Source organism: Aureibaculum flavum, from assembly GCF_016406085.1.
Taxonomy (GTDB): Bacteria; Bacteroidota; Bacteroidia; order Flavobacteriales; family Flavobacteriaceae; genus Aureibaculum; species Aureibaculum flavum.
Genome location: NZ_JAEHFJ010000006.1, coordinates 36,679 through 62,119 on the forward strand (window position 1 = coordinate 36,679; position 25,441 = coordinate 62,119).

21 protein-coding genes are annotated in these 25,441 nt (G+C 32.8%); 3 read left to right on the forward strand and 18 right to left on the reverse strand.

Translation table 11 applies throughout. The annotated features are described in order from the left end of the window. Positions 1–36: 36 nt before the first annotated feature. The 6 genes from JBL43_RS13070 to nfsB (JBL43_RS13095) form a co-directional block, all read right to left on the reverse strand. Positions 37–1,608: a carboxymuconolactone decarboxylase family protein gene (locus tag JBL43_RS13070; RefSeq protein WP_198841863.1), complete on the reverse strand. Its 1,572-nt coding sequence runs from the start codon at positions 1,606–1,608 to the stop codon at positions 37–39. Positions 1,609–1,615: 7 nt separating this feature from the next. Next, positions 1,616–2,470: an acetolactate decarboxylase gene (gene budA / locus JBL43_RS13075; protein WP_198841864.1), complete on the reverse strand. Its 855-nt coding sequence runs from the start codon at positions 2,468–2,470 to the stop codon at positions 1,616–1,618. Positions 2,471–2,498: 28 nt separating this feature from the next. Further along, positions 2,499–3,401: a hypothetical protein gene (locus JBL43_RS13080; protein ID WP_198841865.1), complete on the reverse strand. Its 903-nt coding sequence runs from the start codon at positions 3,399–3,401 to the stop codon at positions 2,499–2,501. Positions 3,402–3,413: 12 nt separating this feature from the next. Continuing rightward, a complete protein-coding gene (locus JBL43_RS13085; RefSeq protein WP_198841866.1) occupies positions 3,414–4,037 on the reverse strand; it encodes a putative quinol monooxygenase in 624 nt (207 codons plus the stop codon). Positions 4,038–4,098: 61 nt separating this feature from the next. Further along, entirely contained in the window at positions 4,099–4,719 is a 621-nt protein-coding gene (locus JBL43_RS13090) for a putative quinol monooxygenase (RefSeq protein WP_198841867.1), read from the reverse strand. A gap of 26 nt (positions 4,720–4,745) precedes the next feature. Beyond that, positions 4,746–5,399: an oxygen-insensitive NAD(P)H nitroreductase gene (gene nfsB, locus JBL43_RS13095; protein ID WP_198841868.1), complete on the reverse strand. Its 654-nt coding sequence runs from the start codon at positions 5,397–5,399 to the stop codon at positions 4,746–4,748. Positions 5,400–5,663: 264 nt separating this feature from the next. Between nfsB (JBL43_RS13095) and JBL43_RS13100 the strand changes: the two genes are divergently transcribed. Then, the gene (locus JBL43_RS13100; protein WP_198841869.1) at positions 5,664–6,047 is read left to right on the forward strand and encodes a winged helix-turn-helix transcriptional regulator; all 384 of its coding nucleotides are present in this window, start codon (positions 5,664–5,666) and stop codon (positions 6,045–6,047) included. 91 nt (positions 6,048–6,138) lie between these two features. On the opposite strand, the gene JBL43_RS13105 is transcribed toward JBL43_RS13100, so the two are convergent. The 10 genes from JBL43_RS13105 to JBL43_RS13150 all read right to left on the reverse strand — a co-directional run bounded on the left by JBL43_RS13105 (position 6,139) and on the right by JBL43_RS13150 (position 15,633). Further along, entirely contained in the window at positions 6,139–6,468 is a 330-nt protein-coding gene (locus tag JBL43_RS13105) for a CBU_0592 family membrane protein (RefSeq protein ID WP_233098775.1), read from the reverse strand. A 118-nt stretch (positions 6,469–6,586) separates the two neighbouring features. Beyond that, a complete protein-coding gene (locus JBL43_RS20400) occupies positions 6,587–7,450 on the reverse strand; it encodes a helix-turn-helix domain-containing protein (protein WP_198841870.1) in 864 nt (287 codons plus the stop codon). A 207-nt stretch (positions 7,451–7,657) separates the two neighbouring features. Beyond that, complete coding sequence (locus JBL43_RS13115; RefSeq protein WP_198841871.1) at positions 7,658–8,464, reverse strand: SDR family NAD(P)-dependent oxidoreductase; 807 nt, start codon at positions 8,462–8,464, stop codon at positions 7,658–7,660. Positions 8,465–8,953: 489 nt separating this feature from the next. Beyond that, on the reverse strand, positions 8,954–10,507 hold the full coding sequence (locus tag JBL43_RS13120) for a DEAD/DEAH box helicase (protein ID WP_198841872.1): 1,554 nt from the start codon (positions 10,505–10,507) through the stop codon (positions 8,954–8,956). Between the two features lie 251 nt (positions 10,508–10,758). Beyond that, positions 10,759–11,055, reverse strand: coding sequence for a hypothetical protein (locus JBL43_RS13125; RefSeq protein ID WP_198841873.1), 297 nt, complete (start codon positions 11,053–11,055; stop codon positions 10,759–10,761). A gap of 46 nt (positions 11,056–11,101) precedes the next feature. Next, complete coding sequence (locus JBL43_RS13130) at positions 11,102–12,115, reverse strand: zinc-binding alcohol dehydrogenase family protein (RefSeq protein WP_198841874.1); 1,014 nt, start codon at positions 12,113–12,115, stop codon at positions 11,102–11,104. Further along, positions 12,112–12,468 (reverse strand): hypothetical protein, encoded by a 357-nt coding sequence (locus JBL43_RS13135; protein WP_198841875.1) that lies wholly within the window; start codon positions 12,466–12,468, stop codon positions 12,112–12,114. The genes JBL43_RS13130 and JBL43_RS13135 overlap by 4 nt, the downstream gene beginning before the upstream one ends. A 64-nt stretch (positions 12,469–12,532) precedes the next feature. Then, entirely contained in the window at positions 12,533–13,198 is a 666-nt protein-coding gene (nfsB, locus tag JBL43_RS13140) for an oxygen-insensitive NAD(P)H nitroreductase (protein WP_198841876.1), read from the reverse strand. A 271-nt stretch (positions 13,199–13,469) separates the two neighbouring features. Next, the gene (locus JBL43_RS13145; RefSeq protein ID WP_198841877.1) at positions 13,470–14,099 is read right to left on the reverse strand and encodes an alpha-ketoglutarate-dependent dioxygenase AlkB family protein; all 630 of its coding nucleotides are present in this window, start codon (positions 14,097–14,099) and stop codon (positions 13,470–13,472) included. A 7-nt stretch (positions 14,100–14,106) separates the two neighbouring features. After that, entirely contained in the window at positions 14,107–15,633 is a 1,527-nt protein-coding gene (locus tag JBL43_RS13150; RefSeq protein WP_233098776.1) for a BCCT family transporter, read from the reverse strand. Between the two features lie 404 nt (positions 15,634–16,037). On the opposite strand from JBL43_RS13150, the gene purL reads away from it, so the two are divergent. Further along, entirely contained in the window at positions 16,038–19,742 is a 3,705-nt protein-coding gene (purL, locus tag JBL43_RS13155) for a phosphoribosylformylglycinamidine synthase (RefSeq protein ID WP_198841878.1), read from the forward strand. A gap of 271 nt (positions 19,743–20,013) precedes the next feature. On the opposite strand, the gene JBL43_RS13160 is transcribed toward purL, so the two are convergent. Together JBL43_RS13160 and pheT are read right to left on the reverse strand one after the other, a co-directional pair. Next, positions 20,014–21,030: a quinone-dependent dihydroorotate dehydrogenase gene (locus JBL43_RS13160; RefSeq protein ID WP_198841879.1), complete on the reverse strand. Its 1,017-nt coding sequence runs from the start codon at positions 21,028–21,030 to the stop codon at positions 20,014–20,016. 3 nt (positions 21,031–21,033) lie between these two features. Continuing rightward, the gene (pheT, locus tag JBL43_RS13165; protein WP_198841880.1) at positions 21,034–23,466 is read right to left on the reverse strand and encodes a phenylalanine--tRNA ligase subunit beta; all 2,433 of its coding nucleotides are present in this window, start codon (positions 23,464–23,466) and stop codon (positions 21,034–21,036) included. Between the two features lie 177 nt (positions 23,467–23,643). Here pheT and JBL43_RS13170 point away from each other — a divergent pair, with 177 nt between their 5' ends. Continuing rightward, positions 23,644–25,419 carry an AMP-dependent synthetase/ligase gene (locus JBL43_RS13170; RefSeq protein WP_198841881.1) on the forward strand — a complete coding sequence of 592 codons (1,776 nt, stop codon included), beginning with the start codon at positions 23,644–23,646 and terminating at the stop codon, positions 25,417–25,419. The last annotated feature ends 22 nt before the right edge of the window (positions 25,420–25,441 follow it).

Below are 25,441 nucleotides of genomic sequence, written 5' to 3' on the forward strand. Positions count from 1 at the left end.
CTTGATGTTTACTGATTTTATTAAGAAAGAGGCTCCCTACTTTTTATCGTAGACTACAGTCGCCCCTTTACCTTGTTTTAAGGTCAATCGCATCTGTGTAGCATTTACTTCGATTACAATTTCGTCATAACCCAAATCCAAATCCCCAATTTTACTTGTACGCGTAAAGAAAGTATCTTTCCAATCCCAAGTTCCCGTTAGTATTTTCCCGCCAAAGACTCCAAATATTTGTCCGTCGTGAGAAGCTACAGATGTACCTTCTTTATCACCGTAAAAATTATCGGCAGTTAATTTTAAATACTCCTCTTTTGTTTTAATTCGATGCCAGTTATCATCAATAGACTCGCTAGAAACCAAATTATTTGGAAGTGAAAAAGATTCAATTTTATTACTAAAGAGAATTGGTGCATATAGGGTATTGCCTAGAATACTTATATCTGCTAAACCTTTTGAAAAAGTTCCAACTAATTGTTTAGCATTATCGTTAATAAAAAACAAATCGCTAACCGTACCACCAGTCACTAAATATCCATCTTTAACTGCTGCTAAACCATCTAAAGCACCTAATTGATAGCCACTTTTAATCATCGTAGCTGTTTTGTCTTTTAGGTTGACTTTATACAAACTACCATACTTATCTGGAGTTAACTCTAATGATAATTCTGCACCAAAATCAGCTATAATTAAATTATCATCTTGGATGAAAATTCCGTTTGGATGCTTAATTTCTGGTGTTTGAAACCAAACCACTAGTTTGTTATTTTCTAAAGTGAAAATTTTTCCGCCTGCAATATCAGAGATAAAAACCTGTCCAGTTTTAGAAACTACAACATCATTTAATGAAACCACATCTGTTGATGTAAAGCTATTTATGAGCTTACCTTTTTTTACATCAATTATATGAAGTTCCTTACCATCACCTACATACAATTTGTCTTGGTATAAAGCTAAACCAGCAGGGTTGTTTAACCCTGTTACCCATTTATAATTATCTACTTTACCAGCTTTTGTAATTCGGCTTATATATCCTTTTTCATTCTGATTTACGTTAGAAACATACAACCAATCTTCAGTTGGAGAAGCTACTATAGATTCTGGCATAGCAAAACCCTCTAATTCCCAATTTTTAATTAATTCATTAGAAGAATTAACTTTTGTAGTCGCCAAATAATTGGTTTCATCTAAAACTTCTTTCAAAGCAAAAATCCCATTGTTTGATGCTGGGAAGCCTGTGTATAGGCTTAATAAAATCATCGTTTCAGAAATCTCATTTGGAGTTACACCAAGGTTTAGTGCTGCTTTCATATGAGATTTTAATTGTGATTTTGCATTGGCTTGTGTAGTAAGGCTGGCTATTATTAATAATTCTTTTGTCTTAAAATCTAAACCTGTTCTGTTGTAAATTTCTCCAAAACCATAACGAATAATATAATCTGCCATATCTGGAGACACGCTTTCAAAAGCGGCTTCCAGACCTTTTGAAGCGCCATCGCCATTTACCTCATTTACAATTTTTACGCCTGTTTTATAGTTATCTTCCTTTGTGTTTTGTGCAATACTCGCAAAAGAGAAAGACAATGCTAAAACTAAAATTATATACTTTTTCATTCTATTATTATTTTCCATTTTGCTTAGCGGTAGCCTTTGGAGCTGCACCTTGTTTTAAATCTTTATTTCTGAATTTTTCAGTTTCTGGAAGTTGTAAATTCACTTGATTTACTTCTTGAATTTCAATAGAAAGCTTATCAAATTTGATATCCTCTAAATGTCCACCCAATTTTATATCGTCTGATAAAAAGTGAAAATGCATTCCCGGAATTACAATATTTCCTAGATAATCTGGTGTAAATAAACCTACCAAAGTGCCCTTAATGTTGTCTCTAGTATACATTACACGAGTGTCTAAATATTCAAATAAAGACACATCTTCATTCTCTACTTTATGTGCAGAAGCCATCTTTAGATACTTAAATTCACCTTTAATTCTATACGCGTAAAAGCTATTTTTAGAGGTTGAATATTTCTGAAGTTCTCTAGTTAAGTCTTCATAAGACTCAATATTTTCAACAGTTACGGTTTGTTTCGGCTGAAAATTTATCATCGTCATATTTGGCGATTCTAAATCGTCTGGTGCTTCTGCGATTTCACCTTCGGCATCAATCGTATAGACCACTCCGTCTACAGCAACCAGCTCTCCAGCCAAATGATTTACGGTTCCAATACCAATGTTACCCTGTTGCACCATTTGTTGCGGGGTAATATCACCTTCGTAAATACTATTTAACAAGGCAACCGTTGGTGCATATTGGTGAATGGTGTTTTCGGTATGAGGCGCCAAACCGTGTTCGTCCACACCTTGAGAATGTGAATGTCCGTGTGCTTCTTCCGAAGTTGACATTGCTTCTTTTTTAGTCTCATTTCCGCAGCTTGCTAAAAGGGCCAACGAAAATAATAGCATTAGTTTTTTCATAATGATTGATTTTTTTTGTTCAACTGAATTAGTTTTCAGTAAACAACATATTTGCACTTCCTAATAAGTAATTTCTCCATCCAAAATTAGGATACGCTTTATCCATTTTCTGAATGAATTCTTCGCTATTTTTAGAAGCAGCAAGTAGTACTTTCATTTCTTCAAGATAATTAATTTTAATGGTCACATCTCCCGAAGTTTCGGGTGCACTGTGTGAAGAAAAATAGGTGGTATACCCTTTTTCCTGAAAATCAGAAAGCTCGTTAATTACGGTGTCTATAAATTCAGAATTAAAAATCATAGTATGGTTATCGTGCCCAACCATATGCAAATGGACAGCCTTTATTTCTGGCATTTCTACATCAAAACCAAAACCAGTTGGCGTAATAATAAAAGGAATTCCTGAAATTTCTTGTGCTCCTGCTTCTAGCAAATCGGTTGGCACTATTGTAGTTTCGTCTAGATCTTCACCTGAGACTTCTGCTAATTTTGAGAGCGATTCATTACCAGAATTCGTCATATAATCTAAAGATTCTTGATTAGAATATATATGGTTAAATTTTAGTTTATCCGTATCAAAAAAGTGCTTTCCTATTAAATGATAAGAAACCATCACATCAATATTTGTGTAACCTAAACCAACAATATAATCCACTAGTTCATTGTAATTATCTTTCATTGGTGGTGTTTCAATCAATACTCCTTTTCCGTTTTTTTCAATAAAAAAAGCGTGTGTATTAAAAAAACCTTTGGTTTCGTAAACGTGAACTTTAGTTTGACCGTAATCAAAAATTTGCATCGTACCCTTATCTAATTGTACTGCTTTTGTGTTTTCATTAAATGTTCTCATACTTGGTTCTTGAGCAGAAATTTCCTGAATGCCAACTGCAACTATAACTCCGAAAACTAATGCTGTAAATCTATTTTTCATTTTAAATATTTTTTAAATTTCAGTTACAAAATTCATGTATTGTTCTAAATCTCCAACAACAGCCTCATTCATTAATTTACCTGTTTTTTCTGCGTAAGGTTGGTGAAAATGAATATCCCAAACATCAGATTCTTTTCTCCAATGCTCATAAACAGCCAATGTATCGTCTTGGTCATCTACTGTGTATAAATCAAAAAGAATGTTTCCTTTTTCCTCTTTTCTGGTATGAGTAATATGGTCTTCAAACTGATTTAAAAGTTGTGCTCTAAATTCTGTTTTCAACTTAAATATGAAGAATATGATAAATACTTCATCTTCCGGATTTGCAGATTTAGAATGGTCTGGTAACGGATTAGTATCACCTAAGAAATAAAAATCTGGAGCACCTGCTAATGCAGTTTGTCCAACTTTCATTAACTTCTTTGTGTGTGGCTCGTTATCGTGAGATGTTATTGCTGCTTTGTCTGCCCAACGTTCGTAAACAAAAAATACATTGGCATCTGTATTCGATACAAATACCTTAATTTCTTTATTACCAGCTTCTTTTTGTGTTGCTGCTTGTGCTTCTTTTAAGGTTGTTGCAAAAGTAGTTGCGTGTTCTGGTTTTGCTGTAAATTTTACTATTGTACTTTTCATATCATTAAATTTTAAGAATTATTTTATTATGTCTGTGAAAGATTGCTTAGAAACTGCAACCCTAAATTTGTGTAACGAAATTCATATACTGTTCTAAACCTCCAACAACAGCTTCATTCATTAAAGCTCCTGTAATTTCAGAATATGGCTGTTTCATATGAATTTCCCATACGTCGGCTTCTTTTCTCCAATGTTCATAAACAACTAAAGTATCATTCTGACCTTCAACAGTGTATAAATCAAATAATAAATTCCCTTTTTCCTTACGAGTATTTTCAATATGAATTCCAAAACGTTCAATTAAACGTTCTCTATATCCATCTTTAATTTTAAAAATAAAGAAAATAATAAATAATTTGTCTTCTGAATTTGGTGTTTTAGCAGGAACTGGAGCTGGATTTGTTTCTCCTAGAATTAGAATATCTGGAGCACAAGCCAATGTACTTTCAGCAACTTTCATCATATTTGATGCGTGTGCTGTTTTTTTATGACTTTCTGATGCTGCTTCATTTTCCCAACTATCATAAGCAAAAATTATATTTGGGTTTTTAGTATCCACAAACAAATTCATTCCTTTAAAACCTTCTTCTTGTTGAGCTCCTTTTCTATTTTCTAACAACGCTTCCATAAAAGTTGCTCTACCTTCTAGTGTTGTTGTGAATTTTACTATTAAATTTATCATTTTCTTAAATTTTGTCTATTTGTTAATTATAACACTGTAATTATTTCTTCTTCTGGTAAACGAGATTTTGGCAATGCTGCGTTAAAATCTGAATCTTTTCTATATCCTAAAGACACAACAGCTAATGCTGTATACCCTTTTTCACGTAAGCCGAATTCTTCATCTAAAGCTTTAACATCTACACCTTCCATTGGGCAAGCGTCTATACCTAAAGCAGCAACTCCTAATAAAAGAGACCCCATATTTAAATAGACTTGTTTTTCCATCCAATGTGGTAAATCTTTAAGGTCGTATTTATGAATATCTGCAAACAACATACGTCCACCGTGCATTTGGTCTTTAAATTCTTGTGCAGCAAAACGACCGTCTTTATCTTCTTGCTCTAAAATGCTAGTCATATATGCATAGTCTGCATTTGTGCGAGCAGCAATAACAATTACGTGAGAGGCATCTAAAACCTTAGGTGTATTAAAATGAAAAAATCCTTGTGTTCCTTTAGCAATACGAGCTTTCCCTTCTGGAGTATCTGCAATTAAAAAATGCCAAGGTTGTAAGTTTACACTAGATGGACTTAAACGCAATAAATCTTTTACTTGTTTAAAATCTGCATCTGAGATCTTTTTAGTAGCATCAAATTCTTTTACGGAATAGCGGTTGTTTAAAATTTCAGTTAAATTCATTTTTGTTTTATTTATATGTTGATTCGTTATACTATCATTTTTATAGTGACAAAAGTATGTATAGTATTATTGTCTTGCAATAACGGTCGTAAAGTATAGTATGATATAAATTATTAACTAACTGATTTAAAGTTTTTTAAAAATAAAAAAATAACTATAAAAAATATAGTTGCATACTAAATTAAAGTATACTACCTTTGTGTTTTAAATTCAGGAAAAATTGCATAACTTAATTGGTAGTTATGTATTAAATAATATATAGAAATGGACCGAAAAGAACTATTTGAAAAAAAACCGAAAATCAAAATCAATGGTAAAATTTCATTTTGCCCTACAAGTGCTGCTATGGAACTTATTGGTGGTAAATGGAAAAGTGTTATCCTAACTCATTTAATTGGCGATAAAAAACGTTACAATGAATTACGAAAAGAGATTCCAGGTATTACGGAGCGTACCTTGAGTTTACAATTAAAACAATTAGAGGCCGATGGCATAGTAAACAGAAAAGTGTTTACAAAAAAACCGCCTTTAAAAGTAGAATATACGCTTACAGCGTTTGGACAAACGTTGGTTCCTATTTTAGAACTGATTACAGAATGGGGTTTACGAGCAGCAGAAACTAAAGGTGAATTTTTATTTGATGAATAAAAAAACTTTAAAAGCATAAAAGGCAGCCAATGGCTGCCTTTTTACTACATCATAAATTACAATTTTGTAACTTTTAAATACTTAAAAACCTTTAATAATTCCTTGATTTTAATCGCAAAATTCGCAATTGCAAACGTTGATAAAAATAAAGGTTTCCGTGTACGCTTTCTTTATGAATAGCATGATCTTTTCTCTTTGTTTTGTATAATGTAAAAGTTGCCATTATACTCCATATTAAATTTGACACAAACGAAGGGATCGCATTATAATAATAACAATTAATTGCAATTAAAAGTGCTCCAAAAAGATTTAAGTACTTCGCATAATCAAAATACTTTTTATTTTCTATAAGTGTTAGTCCGTAAGCAAGAATTAAAAAGCCAGAACCTGACCATCCTAATATATCAATTACTAATTTCATTTCTATTAATTTGTTTCATTTGTTGTTGTTAAACTATGAAGCAAATTTGCTGTAAGACCATTAATATATTATGATAAAAAAGCACCTATAAATGGTAATTTTTAGCCATTACAACATATTAAAATCGATTCCTAAATTCTATGGGTGTAATATGTTGATGTTTTTTAAAAAACTTTACAAAATTTGTAGGTTCATCAAAACCGAGTGTATATCCAATTTCTTTTACACTATCTGTAGTATGGACTAGCAAGCGTTTAGCTTCTAATATTATTCTAGCATCTATCATTTGCTTTGGTGTAATATCCATTATTTTTAAAGTGGCATTACTTAAACGCTTTTGAGTAACATTAAGCTGAATTGCGTATTTACTAACCGATTTTTGTGTTTGATACTGTTTGTCTAAAAAGTCTCTAAACTTAATTACACATTCTAAATCTGACCCTTTATTAATTTGTGTACTATTTTGATTTTGTCTTTCTCTCTCAGATAACAGCAATAAATTCTGAAGATAATTTCTAAGAATATCTGACTGATAATTGTCTTCATCTGAAGTTAATTCCGTTTTAATAAGTTTCATAAAACTATCAAATACAGAACTTAAACCTTTTACCTCAATACTAGAAATAGTATATAAATCATTAAAAAGCATACTACTTCTTAAAAACTTTGTGTCATATTCTGTTTTACAAAAAAAGTTGTCTGTAAATAAAAGTATTTCGCCATGTATAGGCTCTTTACTATCATAACATTGAACACTGTTTTTATCGACAAATAAGATAGAATTTGGTTGTATTTCAATAGGATGAAAATCTACCATATGCTTTGGCTTCCCACTTTTAAACCAAATAATCTGATAGAAATCAGTTCTATGTGGTATAATTAAATCATCAAAAAGATTCGCATAATGCGTGCCCAAGTCTAAAAGCTCAAACTCATGAGCTACTCCTTCTTTAAACCCATACTTTTTAATATTTGATGTCACTTATAGTGGTGTTTAATTATAAAACAAAAGTATCCATTTTTTGATTGTAAATTTCAGCATTTTTGCAATGAATTATAAATGCAAAATATAAAAAATAAGAATCTCTAACAATAAAAAACTCCGAGAGCTATTTCTGTCGGAGTTATAACCTAAATTTATTTAAACCTAAATTGCCCAATAAAGATTGGTAAAAAATTAAAGAACTATTTATAGTAAACCTTTGGTAATACTTAATAACTTTTCAATTTTACCTTCGTCATACGCATCTGGATGTGCAGGAGAAAAATATCCTTTAACTTCACCTTTATCATTGTCAAAATATTTACCTGAATCATTTTTATAGTCTTCAGACAATGCTAGATCAACCAAAATATCGCTCCCTTTTTCTACTGGTGACCAATGTTGACCAAACGCCTCTTTAACCATTTTTGTATTTAACAACGACCCTGGATTTACGGCAATAACTGTTATATTTGGCTCTTGTTGTGCTAAATTAAAACTCCACATCGTTAATGCTAATTTACTTTGTGCGTAGGTTGAATTTTCAGACTGTTGTTCTTTTCCTGTCAAAACAGCTTCAGAAACTGGTGCTTGTGCTGCAGAACTTAAATTGATAATTCTTGGTGCTTCCGATTTTTTTATGTTCGGAAGAATAGCATTCGTTAATACATAAGGAGCTAAATAATTAACTACCATTCTAATATCTAAACCATCCTTATTCTCTAAAGTTTTACTTTTAAAAACCCCCGCATTATTGATTAAAATATCAATTTTAGGAATTTCATTTTTAATTTTATCAGCCATTTTTATAACGGATTCTAAATCTGAAAAATCAGCTACAAAACCTACTATATTTTGATTATTTGAAGCCTCTTTAATTTCAGATATTACTTGAAACACTTTTGCTTCATTTCTTCCGTGCACATAAATGTTGTGACCTTTTTTAGCTAAATTTAAAGCAGTAATTTTACCTATTCCGTCTGTACTTCCTGTAATTAATATAGTTTTACTCATGATATTTTTATTTGTTTTATTCTAATGACACCTTGTGCGTGGCCGAAAGGTGTTTTTAGTTGTCAACTATGAAAACTTACATTTTCTAATTTTTTTCGAACCTTGGTATGAATTTCTCGCAATATCTTTTTTGCAATTCACTCTAAAGTAGCATCCTTAGTTATCATATTGCACCTTAAGTTTAAAGCTAAATGATTAACACAAATACTTCTTCATTTTTCAATATTATCGATCAAACAATTAACACCTAACCTAATGGATTGGTCGCTACACTTTTGCTGTCATCAAAAGTGGTACCCCTATATCCTTACCCTACAAATACATAAATATGACTATCTGAGTGGTATAGCTTACTCCGTTGGATAAATCAAATGATTATCTTGTGAATACTACGTTCTTTTTTCAAAACCGCGGCTACACATTTATCCTATTTTAAGTAGCATTAGATAAACCAAAAAAACAATCTAATCTCTGGATTATAAGACTCCGTTAATCTTCCGGTGGATAACCATGAATTTGTTCAAAAACGGCATCAAAATTTTTAAGAAGATAGGTGTTCAATTTCTTTTGATAATCCAGTTTTAGCCAACTTATAAAATTATTGGTGCTTTTACTTATACACTTGCTATAAACTTTTATCCTATTATCAATGTCTTCTTTAAGTAATTTTGCCAGTGTAAGGGCATCATAAACATCTTCACTGTTTTCTATACAGATATAGGCATGTTGTTCTATGGATTTTTCCAATACCACTTTAGAGGTTTCTCCGGAAAAGGTGGTATCCTTATATAAGGCACTAATATCCAAGTAAGTGTCCTTCGATTTTGAAAATTCTGACCGAATGTCATCGGCCAACTCATGTTTAAAGGTACTTTCAATAGCTTCATCGTCCTTAATACGGTCTATGTAGTAATTCGGAGATTTAAAAATGGCCTCCCAGTTTAGATCTGCACCCCAAGGACCAAAACGATAGATATTATTACCAAGATCTATAACAGTAAATTTAGATTTGTTGTTCAATACCCGAGACCCCCTACCAATCATTTGGTAGTACAAAGTCAAGGATTTCGTGGCCCTGTTTAAAATAATGGTATCTATAGTGGGTTCATCAAAACCAGTCGTCAGAATACTTACAGATGTTAGTATGGCATCGGGAGTTTCATGAAACCACTTTAAAATTTGTTTTCGTTGTTTTTTGGTAGCGGTATTGTCCAGATGCATAATGGGTAACCCTGCATTGTTAAAGGTATGGTATACCTGGACTGAGGTATCTATACCATTGTTGAATATCAATGTTTTTTTACCCTTGGAATGTATCAAATAAGCTTCTAGTAATTTATTTAACATCGACGGACTCGTATATAGGTCCGAAGAAGATTTAACTGTATAATCCCCATTGGAACCTATCTCCAAAGAAGTCAGTCCCATGTCATACTGGTGTGTTTCCGCTCTAGCCAGAAAGTCGTTTTCAATTAAATTTTCTATGGATTCGCCAGGAATCAGCTCATCGTAGTTGCTATTCATGGGCAACTCCTTATTGGAACTTAAGGGCGTAGCTGTAACCCCAAGAATAAATGAGTTTTCGAAAAATTTGAACAGTTTTGTAAAGGAATTATAATGAGCCTCATCTACAATGACCAAACCAACGTCCGAGATATTCAATATACCGTCGTTAAGCCTATTATTTAGCGTTTCCACCATGGCAACATAACAGTTGTAGCGTTCATGGTCATCTAAATTGGCTTTGCTATTGACTACTTTATTGACCACTCCAAAACTGGTAAGCATTTTAGAAGTCTGGTTACAGAGCTCTACGCGATGTGTCATGACCAAAACCTTTTTTGAGTGATTTTTAAGGTATTGTCTGACCATTTCAGAGAAAATTACGGTCTTTCCGCCACCAGTGGGTAATTGATATAAGAGGTGGTAATCATCTCTTTCATTATCGAACTTTTCAAATATCTGATTGATAGCACCTTGCTGGTAGCTGTAAAGTTCTTTGTCCGTCTTCTTTTCCTGTATTTCAAATAAGGGCTGTTGCATAATATCTTTTTCTTGAGTGTGCAAATGTAAAACCTTCGACAAGTTATTACTAATATTTTGAAAAGCTTTCCGAAACAATTCCTTATTATTTCCTTAAATGATATCCCATGGTAGATATTCATCGAAGGAATTTCACCAAATTAATCCCTAAAACAGGCGTCCATCAGAAAGTTGATCACTTGCAACCGATGATGCAAAGTCATTCAGTATTTAACTCGATTTTATCAAAAAGAAACGCCTCCTACTATAGGTTAAAACCTGAAAATATAAAAAGGTTTTGTTGATAAACCTTTGCCCTCATTATATACAGCTCCTCTGCTTACTTGTGCTGCAGACACATACATATAATCATCTACATGATTATAACTTACACCATGTGACCATAACATATTAGGGTTCTTTATCATCGTTTTCACACTTTTATCTTTTGCTAAAACTACAGCTACACTATTCGTTTCTAAAGCCGTGAGGTAAATATCCCCCCTATATCGATACGCATTCCCCCATTTTTTTGGTTTCTCTGAATAGGTTTCAATTTTACGATCCAATTCTCGATACTCATTTCTCGTACCTCAAAATTCAATCGTAGTGACATCACATTAAAAAACCTTCTAAAACTATTTTACCTTTTGCGTTTCCGGTTTCTAAGAAAGCGTGTGCTTTTCTAAGATTTTCCGCATTAATAGTTCCGAAATTTTCACCTAAAGTGGTTCTTATCGTTCCGTTATCTATTAATTGAGAAACTTTGTTTAAAATGTTATGTTGCTCTATCATATCTTCCGTTTGAAACATAGCACGCGTAAACATTAATTCTATATGTGTTGAAACTGCTTTCCCTTTAAAAGGCATAACATTTAAGACCTTTGGGTCATCAATAAATCCGAATTTACCTTGTGGTTTAATCAGCTTTACAATTTCATCAATGTGTTGTTCTGTACCATTTAAACTCACTACATATTCTGGAGCAGGAAGGCTATATTTTTCAAACTCTTCGCTCAATTTATTTCTGTGGTTGATTACCGTATCTGCACCTAATTCTTTTAACCAATCTGTAGTTTCTTCGCGAGAAGCGGTAGCAATAATGTTCAGTTTTGTTAACTTCTTGGCTAATTGCACCATAATAGAACCAACGCCTCCAGCTGCTCCTATTATTAAAATAGATTTATTGGCATCGTCTTTAGACACCTGTAATCTATCAAATAACATTTCGTAAGCAGTAAGTGTTGTTAATGGTAACGCAGCAGCTTCAGCATACGATAAACTTGATGGCTTTTTACCAACAATACGTTCATCTACCACTTGATATTGAGCGTAACTTCCTTGACGTGTAAAATCGCCAGCATACCAAACTTCATCACCAACATTAAAAAGGGTAACGTTTTCTCCAATTGCTGTTACAATTCCGGTAGCATCCCAACCTATAACTTTCCATTCGTCACCTTGTACAGGCATATTTGCACGAACTTTATAATCTGCAGGATTTACAGAAATGGCTTTTATTTCTACTAAAATGTCTTTTCCTGTTGCTTTTGGTTTGTTTAATTCTATATCTTGTAATGCGTTTTCATCTTCAATTGGAAGATTCTCTTTGTATCCTACTGCTTTCATATTTTATTATTTTTTCTTGTAACTTTTAATACCGTTATAAATGCCCATATTTCAATAGCGACAATGACTACATGTATCCAAAAATCTACCATTGGTGAAGTAGGAGCGTTTAATAACGGAAATAATGGGTCAATTATCATTTCTTGTCCTTCGCGAAAAATATTCATAAACAAAACCACCAAAAATTGCTTCGGATTCTGAGTGATTAGAACATAAATTGAGGCGAGTGCCATAACCAATGTTCTTGCTCCCATCTCATAAATAAGATTTAGAGTAGGCACACCGTCTACAGCAATGCCAGAATCTACCATCATCTGATGATTGAAAAAATACATATAGACTTGTCCTAGCATTATTAGGGTCAACAGAATCTGAACTATATTGACCCACAAGGGTATTTTTAAATTATTCATATTGCTATATTACAGTGATAATTTCACTTTGTGGTAATCTAGATTTTGGTGTTTTTTCTGTTGAATTAAAATCAGATGCTGCTCTATAACCTAAAGAAACAACTACTAGAGACGTAAATCCTTTTGCTCTTAATCCGAATTCTTCATCTAAAGCTTTTACATCAACACCTTCCATTGGCGTTGCATCGATACCTAAACTAGCTACACCTAATAAAAAGTTACCAATGTTAAGGTATACTTGTTTTTCCATCCAATGTTGATAATCCTTTAAATCATATTTATGAATATCGGCAAAAGCGTTCATTCCTCCGTACATTCCGTTCTTTATGTCTTCATTAGGAAATCTTCCGTCTTTATCCTGTACTTCTAAAAGGTGTTTAAAAAAAGTATCATCTGCACCTTCACTTGTTTTTGAACAAAACAGTACAACTGCTGACGCATTCGTTATTTTTGGTTCATTAAAATGAAAAAAGCCTTGTGTTCCTTTTGTCATACGTGCTTTTCCTTCTGCAGTTTCAGCAACTATAAAATGCCAAGGTTGAAGGTTTACACTTGAAGGACTCATCCTTAATAAGTTTTTAACCTGTGCCATATCTTCTTCAGATATTTTCTTGGTTGTGTCGTATTCCTTTGTTGAATATCTCCAGTTTAATGTTTCTTGTAAATTCATTTTTATATATTTTTTTATTTAACTATCATTTTTATAGTGACAAAAGTAAGTATAGTATTAAAACCTCACAATAACGGTCATAAATGATAGTACTAAAATAAATAGAAAATCAACCCAAATTGATGTATTGAAAAAGGGATTACTTGCATAATTAAAGGTGAATTAGACGCTAATTCTTAAAACTTTCACAAAAAAGATAATAAACATGTTTTTAAAACTACAAAACGTACATTACGTTTAAGTTACTCCTTTATTAATACCATTTTTGGTTTTATCCAACCCATCTAAAGGTCAAGTTTATTCGTGGTCTAATTTTTTTTGTGGTCTTCGGAATTTTATGCTTCCAATTGTCTTGAGTGGCACCTTGCATTAGCAATAAACTTCCGTGTTTTAAAGGAATGTCTAAGCGTTTTAAATCTTTTCGAGTTACGTGCTTTAATTGAAAAGGTCTCGTTTCCCCAAAAGTTACAGAGCCAATAACCGTGTTTTTACGTTGAGCAGCATCATAATCCTGATGCCAATCTACGCTATCTTTTCCGTCGCGATAATAATTAAGTAAACAACGTGTAAATTTGATGTCAACTTCTTTTTCAATTCGTTTTTTTATGAATAACAAATCGTCATTCCATAAATGCATTTTACTTTTGGTATTAGTATATTGAATGTCTTTACTAATATCGCCATACCAAGCGATAAGCCTTGGATAATCTACCAATTTACCGTGAATCGTAATCTGTTCTTGTTGCCAAGGTGTATTTTCTAATAAACTTTTATATAACTTATTGCTTTCTTCTATGCTAAAGAAATTTTCAAATAAAATAACATCTGCCCCAGGCACATCAAATTCCGTTTTACGAACTTCGTCAGTCGAAAACAAGTCGATTTGATTGAATGATTCCATAATAATCCTATTCTAAATTATTGGCTTTTAGTCGGTTTTTTCTAAGATCTTTTACAAAAAAACCAAACATAATGATGATAAAAAACGAAAACGGCAACGAGGTTATAATTAACAAGCGTTGCACAGCCTCTAAAACATTGACATTTGCCTTAATATTTCCTAAAAGAATTAAAGCAATGGTTGCTAATAAGATAAAAACAGACCAAATGACACGATGGGTTTTATTTGGATTTTTAGACCCTTTATCTGTAAACATACTTAACACGAATACAGCAGAATCCACTGATGTAATTAAAAAACTGATTAATAAAAATATAGACGTTATATTTAGAAATGTAGCGAGCGGATAATGCTCAAAAAACACAAAAATCGATGAGAACACATTACCAAATTGGTTATCGTAAGCTCCCCAAGCTTCAATTAAATTAAATGCTGAAGATCCAAAAACCGAAAACCAAAAAAATGTACCCAAAGAAGGAATAATTAATACCCCTAATAACAACTGCCGTATGGTTCGACCTTTAGAAATACGAGCAATAAAAATACCTGTAAAAGGTGCCCAAGCTAACCAAAATGCCCAATAATAGAAGGTCCAACCCGTTAAAAACTCTAAACCAGGATTATAATCTCCAATAGCCAAACTCATAGGTATAAAGTCGATGATATACTGATATAAAGCAGTAAAAAAAGAAGCGACAATGCCTTGTACATCGCTTGTAATAAAGACGAATAACAAGATGACCAACGTTACAATTATGTTTAATTTTGAAAATATTTTAATCCCTTTATTAACACCTTGCCAAGCAGAATAACATGCTATTGTTGAGATAAAAACACATAGAATTATAGTTGTTGCTAATCCTAAATCTGCACTAAAAACATGATTTAGTCCCCCATTAATTTGAGTCGTACCCAAACCAATTGCAGCTATTAAGCCAAAAATAGTGGTGATAATAGTAATTATATCCACACTACCTCTTATCGGTTTGCTTTTAATACGATCTTCAATGGTGGCACTAATTCTGACTTTCTTTTTATTGACGTGTAATGCATAGCCAACAATAACTGCAAATAGTCCATAAAATGCCCAAGCAGTAATTCCCCATTGATAAAACGTGAATTCTAATGCAATAGTTTCATTAGTTACACCAGATGCAAAAGGCGGATTTTGTTGCATAAAAACAGGTTCTTGTACTGCTCGTAATAAAATACCAGACCCCATTCCTGCACTATATAACATAGCAGTCCATGCCCATAGTGAATGTTCTGGTTTAGAGCTTGGTGTGCCTAATTTTATGTTTCCGTATTTGGAAAATGCTACCAATAACAATGCTACAACACAACCAAACCCTAAGTACAAATAAAAGTATCCAAAATAATTCCGAACCCATAACGAGGTACTTTCAATAGCGTTATAACTTGCTTCAGTTGCAAAAAATACAACTAAAGTGCATATAAAAATGATACCTACCGAAATAGATAATATCGAATGTTTTTGAATGTGTTTTAAAATCAAAACTATTGGTTTATGCAAAAATAGGGATTAGAATATAAATCCTAATCCCTAAGCATTATTTACTCAGTTGTTATTTACTGCTTCACAACTATTTGCTGAGCTTCATTTTTCTGTTTATGGTTTAAATAAAAATTATTAATCAAAACTATTATGATCATAAAAGCGGCTGAATAACCGTATTTTCTTCCTAATTAATGATAAAAATAAAATTAACCTCTTACTAAATCATAGACTGTAAATAATCAAAAAGCCATTTATTTTTCACTTGTCATTAGTAAATTAATGCCATTCGTTAAACCATGTAACATGGAAACTCTAGAGATACTAACAAAACCATGTTAAAAACATTTGTCATTTTTGTTTCTTTTGACACATCCTTAACCATCTAAATATGTATTTTTACTGCTCACAAAAGCAAAGCAATGATCTATTTTTTTGGAGAACCCCACACCAAAGTGTTTGCCGTTCAAACCGCAAGTAATTTAACAACAGAGACCATTAATAAACTTACTTGGTTATTTGGTAATAAAACCATGCTGCAACAAGCAACTATTGATGCTTATTTTGTTGGACCACGTGCTGCAATGATAACACCTTGGAGCACCAATGCTGTTGAAATAACTCAAAACATGGGTATTGAGGGGATATTAAGAATAGAAGAATTCATCGCTTCAACTGAAATATTTGCAGATTTTGACCCTATGCTTTTTCAAAAATATATAATATTAAATCAAGAGATTTTTGATGTTCATGTGCAACCAGAAGCGGTTTTAGAAATTGAAAATATCGCATATTATAATCAACAAGAAGGACTTTCATTAAGTGATGATGAAGTAGAATACCTCGAAAATTTATCTGCAAAATTATTTAAAGAATCCGGGAGAAAACTAACAGATTCTGAGGTCTTCGGATTCTCACAAGTAAATAGTGAACATTGTCGTCATAAAATATTCAATGGCTCTTTTGTCATTGACGGTAAGGAAAAACCATCTTCTTTATTCAAATTGATTAAAAATACTTCTGAAATACATCCTAATGATATAGTTTCAGCATATAAAGATAATGTGGCTTTTATTAAGGGTCCAAAAGTGGAACAATTTGCTCCAAAAACTGCTGACAAGCCTGATTTTTACGAAGTTAAAGATTATAATTCTGTAATATCCTTAAAAGCAGAAACACATAATTTTCCAACAACTGTTGAACCTTTCAACGGTGCAGCAACCGGTTCCGGTGGTGAAATTCGCGATAGACTCGCTGGTGGAAAAGGCTCTTTACCTTTAGCTGGAACCGCCGTATATATGACTTCGTATTCTCGATTAGAGCAAGAAAGACCGTGGGAGGAAGCGATGCCAGCACGTCCTTGGTTGTACCAAACACCAATAGATATTTTAATTAAAGCATCTAATGGAGCTTCTGATTTTGGTAATAAATTCGGTCAACCCTTAATATGCGGATCTGTTTTAACCTTTGAACATGGAGAACACTCTAGAAAATTAGGTTACGACAAAGTGATTATGCAAGCTGGAGGTATCGGATATGGAAAAGCAGAGCAAGCATTAAAAGACACACCAAAAATAGGTGATAAAATTGTACTATTAGGTGGTGATAATTATAGAATTGGAATGGGTGGTGCCGCAGTATCGTCTGCTGATACAGGTGCCTTTGAAAGTGGTATTGAATTAAATGCCGTACAACGTTCAAATCCTGAAATGCAAAAAAGAGCGGCAAACGCCATTCGTGGTATGGTAGAAAGCGATATAAATCATATTGTTTCTATTCACGATCATGGAGCGGGTGGTCATCTGAATTGCCTTTCTGAATTGGTAGAAGATACGGGTGGAAAAATTGATATGGACAAACTTCCTGTTGGAGATCCGACACTATCCGCTAAAGAAATTATCGGTAATGAGTCTCAAGAAAGAATGGGATTGGTTATTGGTGAAAAACATTTAGAAAATTTACAACGAATTGCAGAAAGGGAGCGTTCTCCTATTTATACTGTTGGTGATGTTACAGGTGATAATCGTTTTACCTTTGAGTCAAAAACGACTGGTGAAAAGCCAATGGACTTAGCGTTGGAAGATATGTTTGGTAGCTCTCCAAAAACGATAATGAATGATGTAACCATTCAACGAAATTATGAGGAGTTGGTATATGATAATGATAAATTTACAGACTACCTTAAACAGGTATTACAGTTAGAAGCTGTTGCCTGTAAAGACTGGTTGACAAATAAAGTAGACCGATGTGTGGGTGGTAAAGTTGCCAAACAACAATGTGTTGGCCCATTACAATTACCACTTAACAATTGTGCGGTAATGGCGTTGGACTATAAAGGTAAAGAAGGAATTGCAACGAGTATAGGACACTCTCCTATTTCAGGTTTAATTGATCCTGTTGCTGGTAGTAGAAATTCAATTGCAGAAGCATTGACAAATATTATCTGGGCACCACTTGAAGAGGGACTCAAGAGTATTTCACTTTCAGCAAACTGGATGTGGCCTTGTAGAAATGAAGGTGAAGATGCTCGTTTATACAAAGCTGTTGAAGCTATTTCAGAGTTTGCCATTGAACTAGGTATAAATGTACCTACAGGGAAAGATTCTTTGTCAATGAAACAAAAATATCCTAATGAAGAGGTAATCGCTCCAGGAACTGTAATTATTTCGGCCGCAGGTCATTGTAATGATATTACTAAAGTTGTTGAACCTGTATTGCAGTCAAATAAAGGTGAAATTTATTATATAAATATGTCATCAGATTTCCACTCATTAGGAGGAAGTTCTTTTGCTCAAATTTTAAATAAAGTGGGTTATGATGCTCCTACAGCTAATCACTCAGAGATGTTCGCAACTACTTTCAATACAATTCAAGACTTAATAAAGAGTGACAAAATTGTAGCGGGGCATGATGTTGGCTCTGGTGGTTTAATTACCACATTGTTAGAAATGTGTTTTGCAGACAATAACTTAGGTGCTGAAATTGATTTATCTTCTGTCTCTGAAAAAGACACTATTAAGCTTTTATTTTCTGAAAATGCTGGTATTGTATTTCAAGCTAACAATGCTATTGAAAAAATATTAGATGAGGCTAATATAGATTTTTTCAACATAGGAAAAGTAACTACTACAGGATCATTAAATATTATTAATTATGACGAAAAATTAGCATTAGACATTTCTGAGTATAGAGATATTTGGTATAAAACATCTTATTTATTAGATGAACATCAAACCGCAAATAATTTAGCTCAAGATAGATTTGAAAATTATAAAAACCAACCGTTAGCCTACGTGTTTCCAAAACATTTTACGGGTAAGCTGAAAGATATAACAGAATTGTCAGGTCACGCGTCCCGAGATATTCGGGAGAGACCTAAAGCCGCTATTCTCCGTGAAAAAGGTAGTAATTCGGAACGCGAAATGGCAAATGCAATGTATTTGGCAGGATTTGATGTAAAAGATGTTCACATGACCGATCTAATTTCTGGTCGTGAAAATTTAGAAGATATTCAATTTTTAGGAGCTGTTGGCGGATTTAGTAATTCGGATGTGTTGGGTTCTGCTAAAGGTTGGGCAGGTGCCATTAAATATAACGAAAAAGCGAATAAGGTAATCAACGATTTCTTTGCTAGAGAAGATACCTTATCTGTTGGAATTTGCAATGGTTGTCAGTTATTTATGGAATTGGAAGTTGTCAATCCCGATCATACGATCCATGGAAAAATGGAACATAACGACTCTCATAAACATGAAAGTTCTTTTACTTCTGTACATATTCAAGAAAACAATTCAATAATGCTATCTTCTTTAGTCGGTAGTACTTTAGGTGTTTGGATTAGTCATGGTGAAGGTAAATTTAACTTACCCATGTCCGAAGACAATTATGATATTGTCGCCAAATATGGTTATGCTGAATATCCTCACAACCCTAATGGTTCTGATTATAACACTGCCATGTTATGTGATAACAGTGGGCGTCACTTAGTAACAATGCCACATATAGAACGCTCTACATTCCAATGGAATTGGGCAAACTATCCTGCAGGAAGAAAAGATGAAGTTTCTCCTTGGCTAGAAGCATTTGTAAATGCTAGAAAATGGATTGAAAAGAAAAACCCATCCTAAATCCTTCCCGTAAGGAAGGACTTTAACTATTACATTATTACTACTTATCAAATTATAATAAATATCAATGAGAACGGCTCCTCCCTTTAGCCAAAGGGAGGTGGCATCAGACAAAGGAGGATGGCGGAGGGTTTGAAGGCCCAAACCACAAGATTTTAGCACGGGTTTGCTATAAAACCCAAAGGTCCGAGCTTTCAAACTCCGTTTTCTCCCGCGAAAAGCGGGATTCATCCTCCTTTATATCCAAAAGATAGAGCTAAAAAAAGTGAATTTATGCTTTTGCTAACAACTTATTTATCCGCTTTACCAACGCAGGACCTTCATAGATAAAACCTGTATAGACTTGTACTAAATCTGCACCTGCCTCCATTTTTTCAAGGGCGTCTTCCGCAGAATGAATTCCACCAACACCAATTATAGGAAATGCTTTATTAGATTTATCAGCTAAAAATCGAATCACTTCTGTAGAACGATTGGTTAAAGGTTTACCACTTAAACCTCCTGTTTCATTTTTATTTTCAGATTGTAAACCTTCTCTAGAAATTGTAGTATTTGTAGCTATTACACCATCAATTTTTGTGGTTTCAATTATATCAATAATATCAAGTAATTGTGTATCCGTTAAATCGGGAGCAATTTTTAATAAAATTGGTTTTCTAGTGGCTTTTTTATTATTTTCTTCTTGTAAGGTGTTTAACAATTTTGTTAAAGGTTCTTTCTCTTGCAAGTCTCTTAAATTAGGAGTATTGGGTGAGCTCACATTGACCACGAAATAATCAACTACATCAAAAAGTTTATTAAAACAGATTATATAATCGTCAATAGCATTTTCATTAGGCGTAATCTTATTTTTACCAATATTACCACCTATAATAATTTCTGTTTTTTTATTCCTTAATCGTTCAACTGCAGCATCTACACCTTCATTATTAAACCCCATTCTGTTAATAATACCACCATCTTCTTTAAGCCGAAAAAGGCGTTTTTTAGGATTTCCTGGTTGTGGCTTTGGTGTTACCGTTCCAATTTCAATAAATCCGAATCCATAATAGGAAAGTTCATCAAATAAAAAGGCATTTTTATCCATTCCCGCTGCTAAACCCACCGGATTTTTAAACGTTAGTCCAAATAAATTACGTTCTAACTTTTTATCTTCAACAGTAAATTTACCTTTAACTATGGCTTTTATAAAAGGAATTTTAAAACCATTTTTTATACTAGAAAATGTAAAATGGTGGACTTTTTCAGGATCAAATAAAAACAGTACTTTTCTAATGAGTTTATACATTGCTTACGCTCTTAATTCTGCTTTTAATTTGGTTTCAAATGTTTGTTGTAGCTTATTCATTACACCGTCAATTTGATTGTCTGTTAACGTCTGTTTATCATCTTGTAATATAAAACTAACGGCATAAGACTTTTTACCTTCTGGCAATTTATCACCTTCATACACATCAAATAAATCGACAGATTTTAATATTTTTCTATCGGTTTGAATTGCCAATTGAAACACTTCATTAAAAGTCACTTTCTTATCCAATAATAAAGAGAAATCTCTTTTAACCGATGGAAACTTAGTTAAACCACTTACTTTAAGTGTTTTGTTTTTAATGAATTGAAGCATCACATCCCAATTAAAGTCTGCATAAAGAACTTCTTGTTTAATTCCAAATTGTTTGGTTATAGTAGCCTTTACCACACCAAAATCTACAAGCGTTTCTTTTCCAACCTGTAATGATATACCTTCTGAAAAGAAATCATTTTCAAGTGGTCGCGATTTATATGAGCTAAGACCAACTCTTTCTAAAACATTTTGAACGATCCCCTTTCCGTAAAAGAAATCAGATTTTTTTGTTTTAAGCAACCAATTATTATCATTTCTATTCCCTGATATTAAAAGGGAAAAATGTTTTTGTTCTTCATACTTACCATCAAATTTATGATAGGTATTTCCAAATTCAAACAATTTAATATCACTACTTTTTCTATTGATATTATAGGCTACTGCTTCTAAACCACTAAAAAGTAAGGTCTGTCTTAACACAGATAAATCAGCACTTAACGGATTAAGCATGGTTACATTATGCTTCGTGTCTATTTGTTCTGAAAATTCAACATAATCAGGACTTGTTAATGAATTGGCCATCATTTCATAAAACCCTTGACTTGCCAGTTGATTGCTAATTAAATTCTGTAATTTATTAGCATCTGGTTTAGGAGCATATGAAATTGAAGTATTCAACTTCGGTGAAGTTTTGACATTATTATAGCCATAAACTCTTAAAATTTCTTCAATAATATCTGCCTCTCTCGTAACATCAACTCGGTATGCCGGTATGGTTAATCCTAAACCGGAATCAGTTTGATTGTTAATTTTTATATCTAATGAAGCTAAGATATTTTTAATGGTATCTGGTTTTAACCTTTCACCAATTAGTTTTTCTGCATTATCGAATGAAAAGCGTACTTGATGATCTTCTATTTTATTCGGGTAAATATCAATTAAGTCAGAAGAAATTTCTCCTCCCGATATTTCTTCAATTAACAAAGCTGCTCTTTTTAGAGCATAATCCGTAATATTTGGATCAATCCCTCTTTCAAAACGGAAAGAAGCATCCGTATTTAAACCAAATCTTTTTGCTGTTTTACGAATAGAAACAGCATCAAAATAAGCACTTTCTAAAAAGATAGCGGTTGTATTTTTACTTACACCAGAATCTAAACCACCATAAACACCTGCAATACATAAAGGATTTGAATCGCCATCGCAAATCATAATATCATCCTTATGTAACTTACGAGTTTCTCCATCTAAGGTTACAAACTCAGTATCTTTTGGTAAATTCTTTACAATAATTTTATTTCCATTGATTTTTGCAGCATCAAAAGCATGTAAAGGTTGCCCCAACTCATGTAACACATAATTGGTAATATCAACGATATTATTAATTGGATTTACGCCTATAGCCTTTAATTTATCTTGCATCCATTTAGGAGAGTCTTCAACTTTAATCCCCGTAATTGTTACACCCGCATAACGTGGTACTTGCTTTTTATTAGCAACGTCAACCTGTATTTTTAAGGAACGGATGTCAACATCAAAATTACTTACGGAAGGAGTTATTAATTCTTCATCAATATTTAGTTGTAGTAAACCCGCTTTTAAATCGCGTGCTACACCAAAATGACTCATAGCATCTGATCTATTGGGAGTTAATCCAATTTCAAAAACATAATCTGTCGTTATTTCAAACAATTCAGCAGCAGGCGTACCTGCTTTTACTTTTTTATCTAAGACTAAAATACCATCATGACCTTCACCCAGTCCTAACTCATCCTCAGCACAAATCATTCCGTGACTCGCTTCACCTCTTATATTTCCTTTTTTAATTTTAAATCCGTTACCTTCTTTATCATATAATGTGGTACCGACAGTTGCTACTGGAACTTTTTGACCAGCATCTACATTAGGAGCTCCACATACAATTTGTACAGGCTCTCCATTGCCCAAGTCTACAGTAGTCACTTTTAATCGATCTGCATTAGGATGCTTTTCGCAAGTCAATACCTCTCCTACTACAATCCCATCTAAACTTCCTTTTATTGATTCTACCTTATCAATACCTTCTACTTCCAAGCCTAAATCGGTTAAAATTTCACCAACCTTTTCTACCTCTAAATCAATCTTTAAGAATTGTTGTAACCAATTATAAGAAATCTTCATTTATTCTATTTTTTTTAATATCGGCACAAAGATAATCAATACATTTTACTAGTTGCAATAGGGAATGTATAAATTTCATCAACAAAAAATTAATATAATTACAATCATATTAAACACTGTTTTTCGCTTGTTTATTACTTTTAATTTTTATACTTTGCATTACCAAATTACAAAAATATGCCCATAGAAATTACGAGATTATTTGATTTCCCCTACTATCAATTGGAGAAATACAATTTAGACGCCGCATTGGTAACTAAATATAATGGAGAATGGGTAAAAACATCCACTAAAGAATATTTAGATAAAGCGAATGCATTAAGTAGAGCTTTACTCAAAATGGGAGTAAAAAAGAATGATAAAATTGCAATTATATCTTCTACGAACCGAACGGATTGGAATATTACAGATATAGGTGTTTTGCAAACAGGTGCTCAAAACGTTCCTATATACCCCACTATATCAGCGGAAGATTATGAATATGTATTAAACCATAGTGAATCTATATATTGTTTTGTTTCTGATAGTGAAGTATTAGCTAAAGTTAATGCTATCAAAAGTAAAACCAGTTTAAAAGAAGTTTTTTGTTTCGATCATATTGAAGGATGTAAACATTATTCTGAACTGTTTGAGTTAGGTAAAGACTTAGATAACCAACCCGAATTAGATCAACGAAAAAGTGAGGTTTTATATACTGATTTGGCTACTATTATTTATACATCAGGTACAACTGGAAAACCCAAAGGAGTTATGCTTTCGCATAAAAACATTGTTAGCAATGCCTTAGATAGCGACCCTAGATTGCCTTTAATTGACGGTCAGACCAGAATTTTAAGCTTTTTACCAATATGTCATATTTTTGAAAGATTATTAATTTATTTATATCAATATGCAGGATGTACCGTCTATTATGCAGAAGGTTTAGATAAAATTGGTGATAACATTAAGGAAGTTCAACCCCATATGATGAGTGTTGTACCTCGTTTATTGGAAAAATTATATGATAAAATATATGCCAAAGGAGGAGAATTAACAGGTATCAAAAAAGCCTTGTTTTATTGGGCCGTTGAAATTGGTGAAAAATTTGAGCCATACGAGGCTAATGGTTGGTGGTATGAATTTAAACTTAAAATTGCCAGAAAATTAATTTTCAGTAAATGGCAAGAAGCCCTAGGAGGCAACTTAGGCACCATGGTTTCTGGTAGTGCCGCTTTAAACCCCAGATTGGCAAGGATATTTTGTGCGGCAGGTATGTACGTTATGGAAGGTTATGGCCTGACAGAAACTTCTCCTGTAGTTGCTGTTAATATGTATAAAGACAAAATGTTTAAAATAGGTGCGGTTGGAAAACCTATTAGAAATGTTGAAGTAACTATTGCCGAAGATGGCGAAATATTAGTTAAAGGCCCCAATGTGATGATGGGTTATTATAAAGATCCTGAAAAAACAGCAAGTGTAATGACTGGAGATTATTTCCATACGGGAGATAAAGGAGAGATAGATAGTGAAGGTTTCCTGAAAATTACAGGACGTAAAAAAGAAATGTTTAAAACCTCTGGAGGTAAATATGTTATACCTACACTTTTAGAAAATATTTTAAAAGAATCTCAATTTATAGAACAAATAATGGTGATTGGTGAAGGCGAAAAAATGCCAGCAGCATTAATCCAACCTAATTTTGATTTTATAAAGGAATGGGCAAAAAGAAAAAATGCAACCATCGGTAATAATGATCAAGAAATTATTAAGAATCCTGAAGTAATTCAACGTATTCAAAAAGATGTAGATAAATGCAATAAAAACTTTGGTAAATGGGAACAAATTAAGCGTTTTGAACTCACTCCCGATGTTTGGAGCATAGATGGCGGGCACTTAACACCTACCATGAAAATGAAACGAGCCATTATAAAAGAAATATATAAAGATTTATACGATAAGATATATAGTAATTAATACCTTTGTCCTCACCCAAGAT

Excerpts from the sequence above, each read along its gene's own strand:
- JBL43_RS13070 (WP_198841863.1), bottom strand. The coding sequence starts at position 1,608 with ATGAAAAAGTATATAATTTTAGTTTTAGCATTGTCTTTCTCTTTTGCG.
- budA (WP_198841864.1), bottom strand. The coding sequence starts at position 2,470 with ATGAAAAAACTAATGCTATTATTTTCGTTGGCCCTTTTAGCAAGCTGC.
- JBL43_RS13080 (WP_198841865.1), bottom strand. The coding sequence starts at position 3,401 with ATGAAAAATAGATTTACAGCATTAGTTTTCGGAGTTATAGTTGCAGTT.
- JBL43_RS13085 (WP_198841866.1), bottom strand. The coding sequence starts at position 4,037 with ATGAAAAGTACAATAGTAAAATTTACAGCAAAACCAGAACACGCAACT.
- JBL43_RS13090 (WP_198841867.1), bottom strand. The coding sequence starts at position 4,719 with ATGATAAATTTAATAGTAAAATTCACAACAACACTAGAAGGTAGAGCA.
- nfsB (WP_198841868.1), bottom strand. The coding sequence starts at position 5,399 with ATGAATTTAACTGAAATTTTAAACAACCGCTATTCCGTAAAAGAATTT.
- JBL43_RS13100 (WP_198841869.1), top strand. The coding sequence starts at position 5,664 with ATGGACCGAAAAGAACTATTTGAAAAAAAACCGAAAATCAAAATCAAT.
- JBL43_RS13105 (WP_233098775.1), bottom strand. The coding sequence starts at position 6,468 with ATGAAATTAGTAATTGATATATTAGGATGGTCAGGTTCTGGCTTTTTA.
- JBL43_RS13115 (WP_198841871.1), bottom strand. The coding sequence starts at position 8,464 with ATGAGTAAAACTATATTAATTACAGGAAGTACAGACGGAATAGGTAAA.
- JBL43_RS13120 (WP_198841872.1), bottom strand. The coding sequence starts at position 10,507 with ATGCAACAGCCCTTATTTGAAATACAGGAAAAGAAGACGGACAAAGAA.
- JBL43_RS13130 (WP_198841874.1), bottom strand. The coding sequence starts at position 12,115 with ATGAAAGCAGTAGGATACAAAGAGAATCTTCCAATTGAAGATGAAAAC.
- JBL43_RS13135 (WP_198841875.1), bottom strand. The coding sequence starts at position 12,468 with ATGCTAGGACAAGTCTATATGTATTTTTTCAATCATCAGATGATGGTA.
- nfsB (WP_198841876.1), bottom strand. The coding sequence starts at position 13,198 with ATGAATTTACAAGAAACATTAAACTGGAGATATTCAACAAAGGAATAC.
- JBL43_RS13145 (WP_198841877.1), bottom strand. The coding sequence starts at position 14,099 with ATGGAATCATTCAATCAAATCGACTTGTTTTCGACTGACGAAGTTCGT.
- purL (WP_198841878.1), top strand. The coding sequence starts at position 16,038 with ATGATCTATTTTTTTGGAGAACCCCACACCAAAGTGTTTGCCGTTCAA.
- JBL43_RS13160 (WP_198841879.1), bottom strand. The coding sequence starts at position 21,030 with ATGTATAAACTCATTAGAAAAGTACTGTTTTTATTTGATCCTGAAAAA.
- pheT (WP_198841880.1), bottom strand. The coding sequence starts at position 23,466 with ATGAAGATTTCTTATAATTGGTTACAACAATTCTTAAAGATTGATTTA.
- JBL43_RS13170 (WP_198841881.1), top strand. The coding sequence starts at position 23,644 with ATGCCCATAGAAATTACGAGATTATTTGATTTCCCCTACTATCAATTG.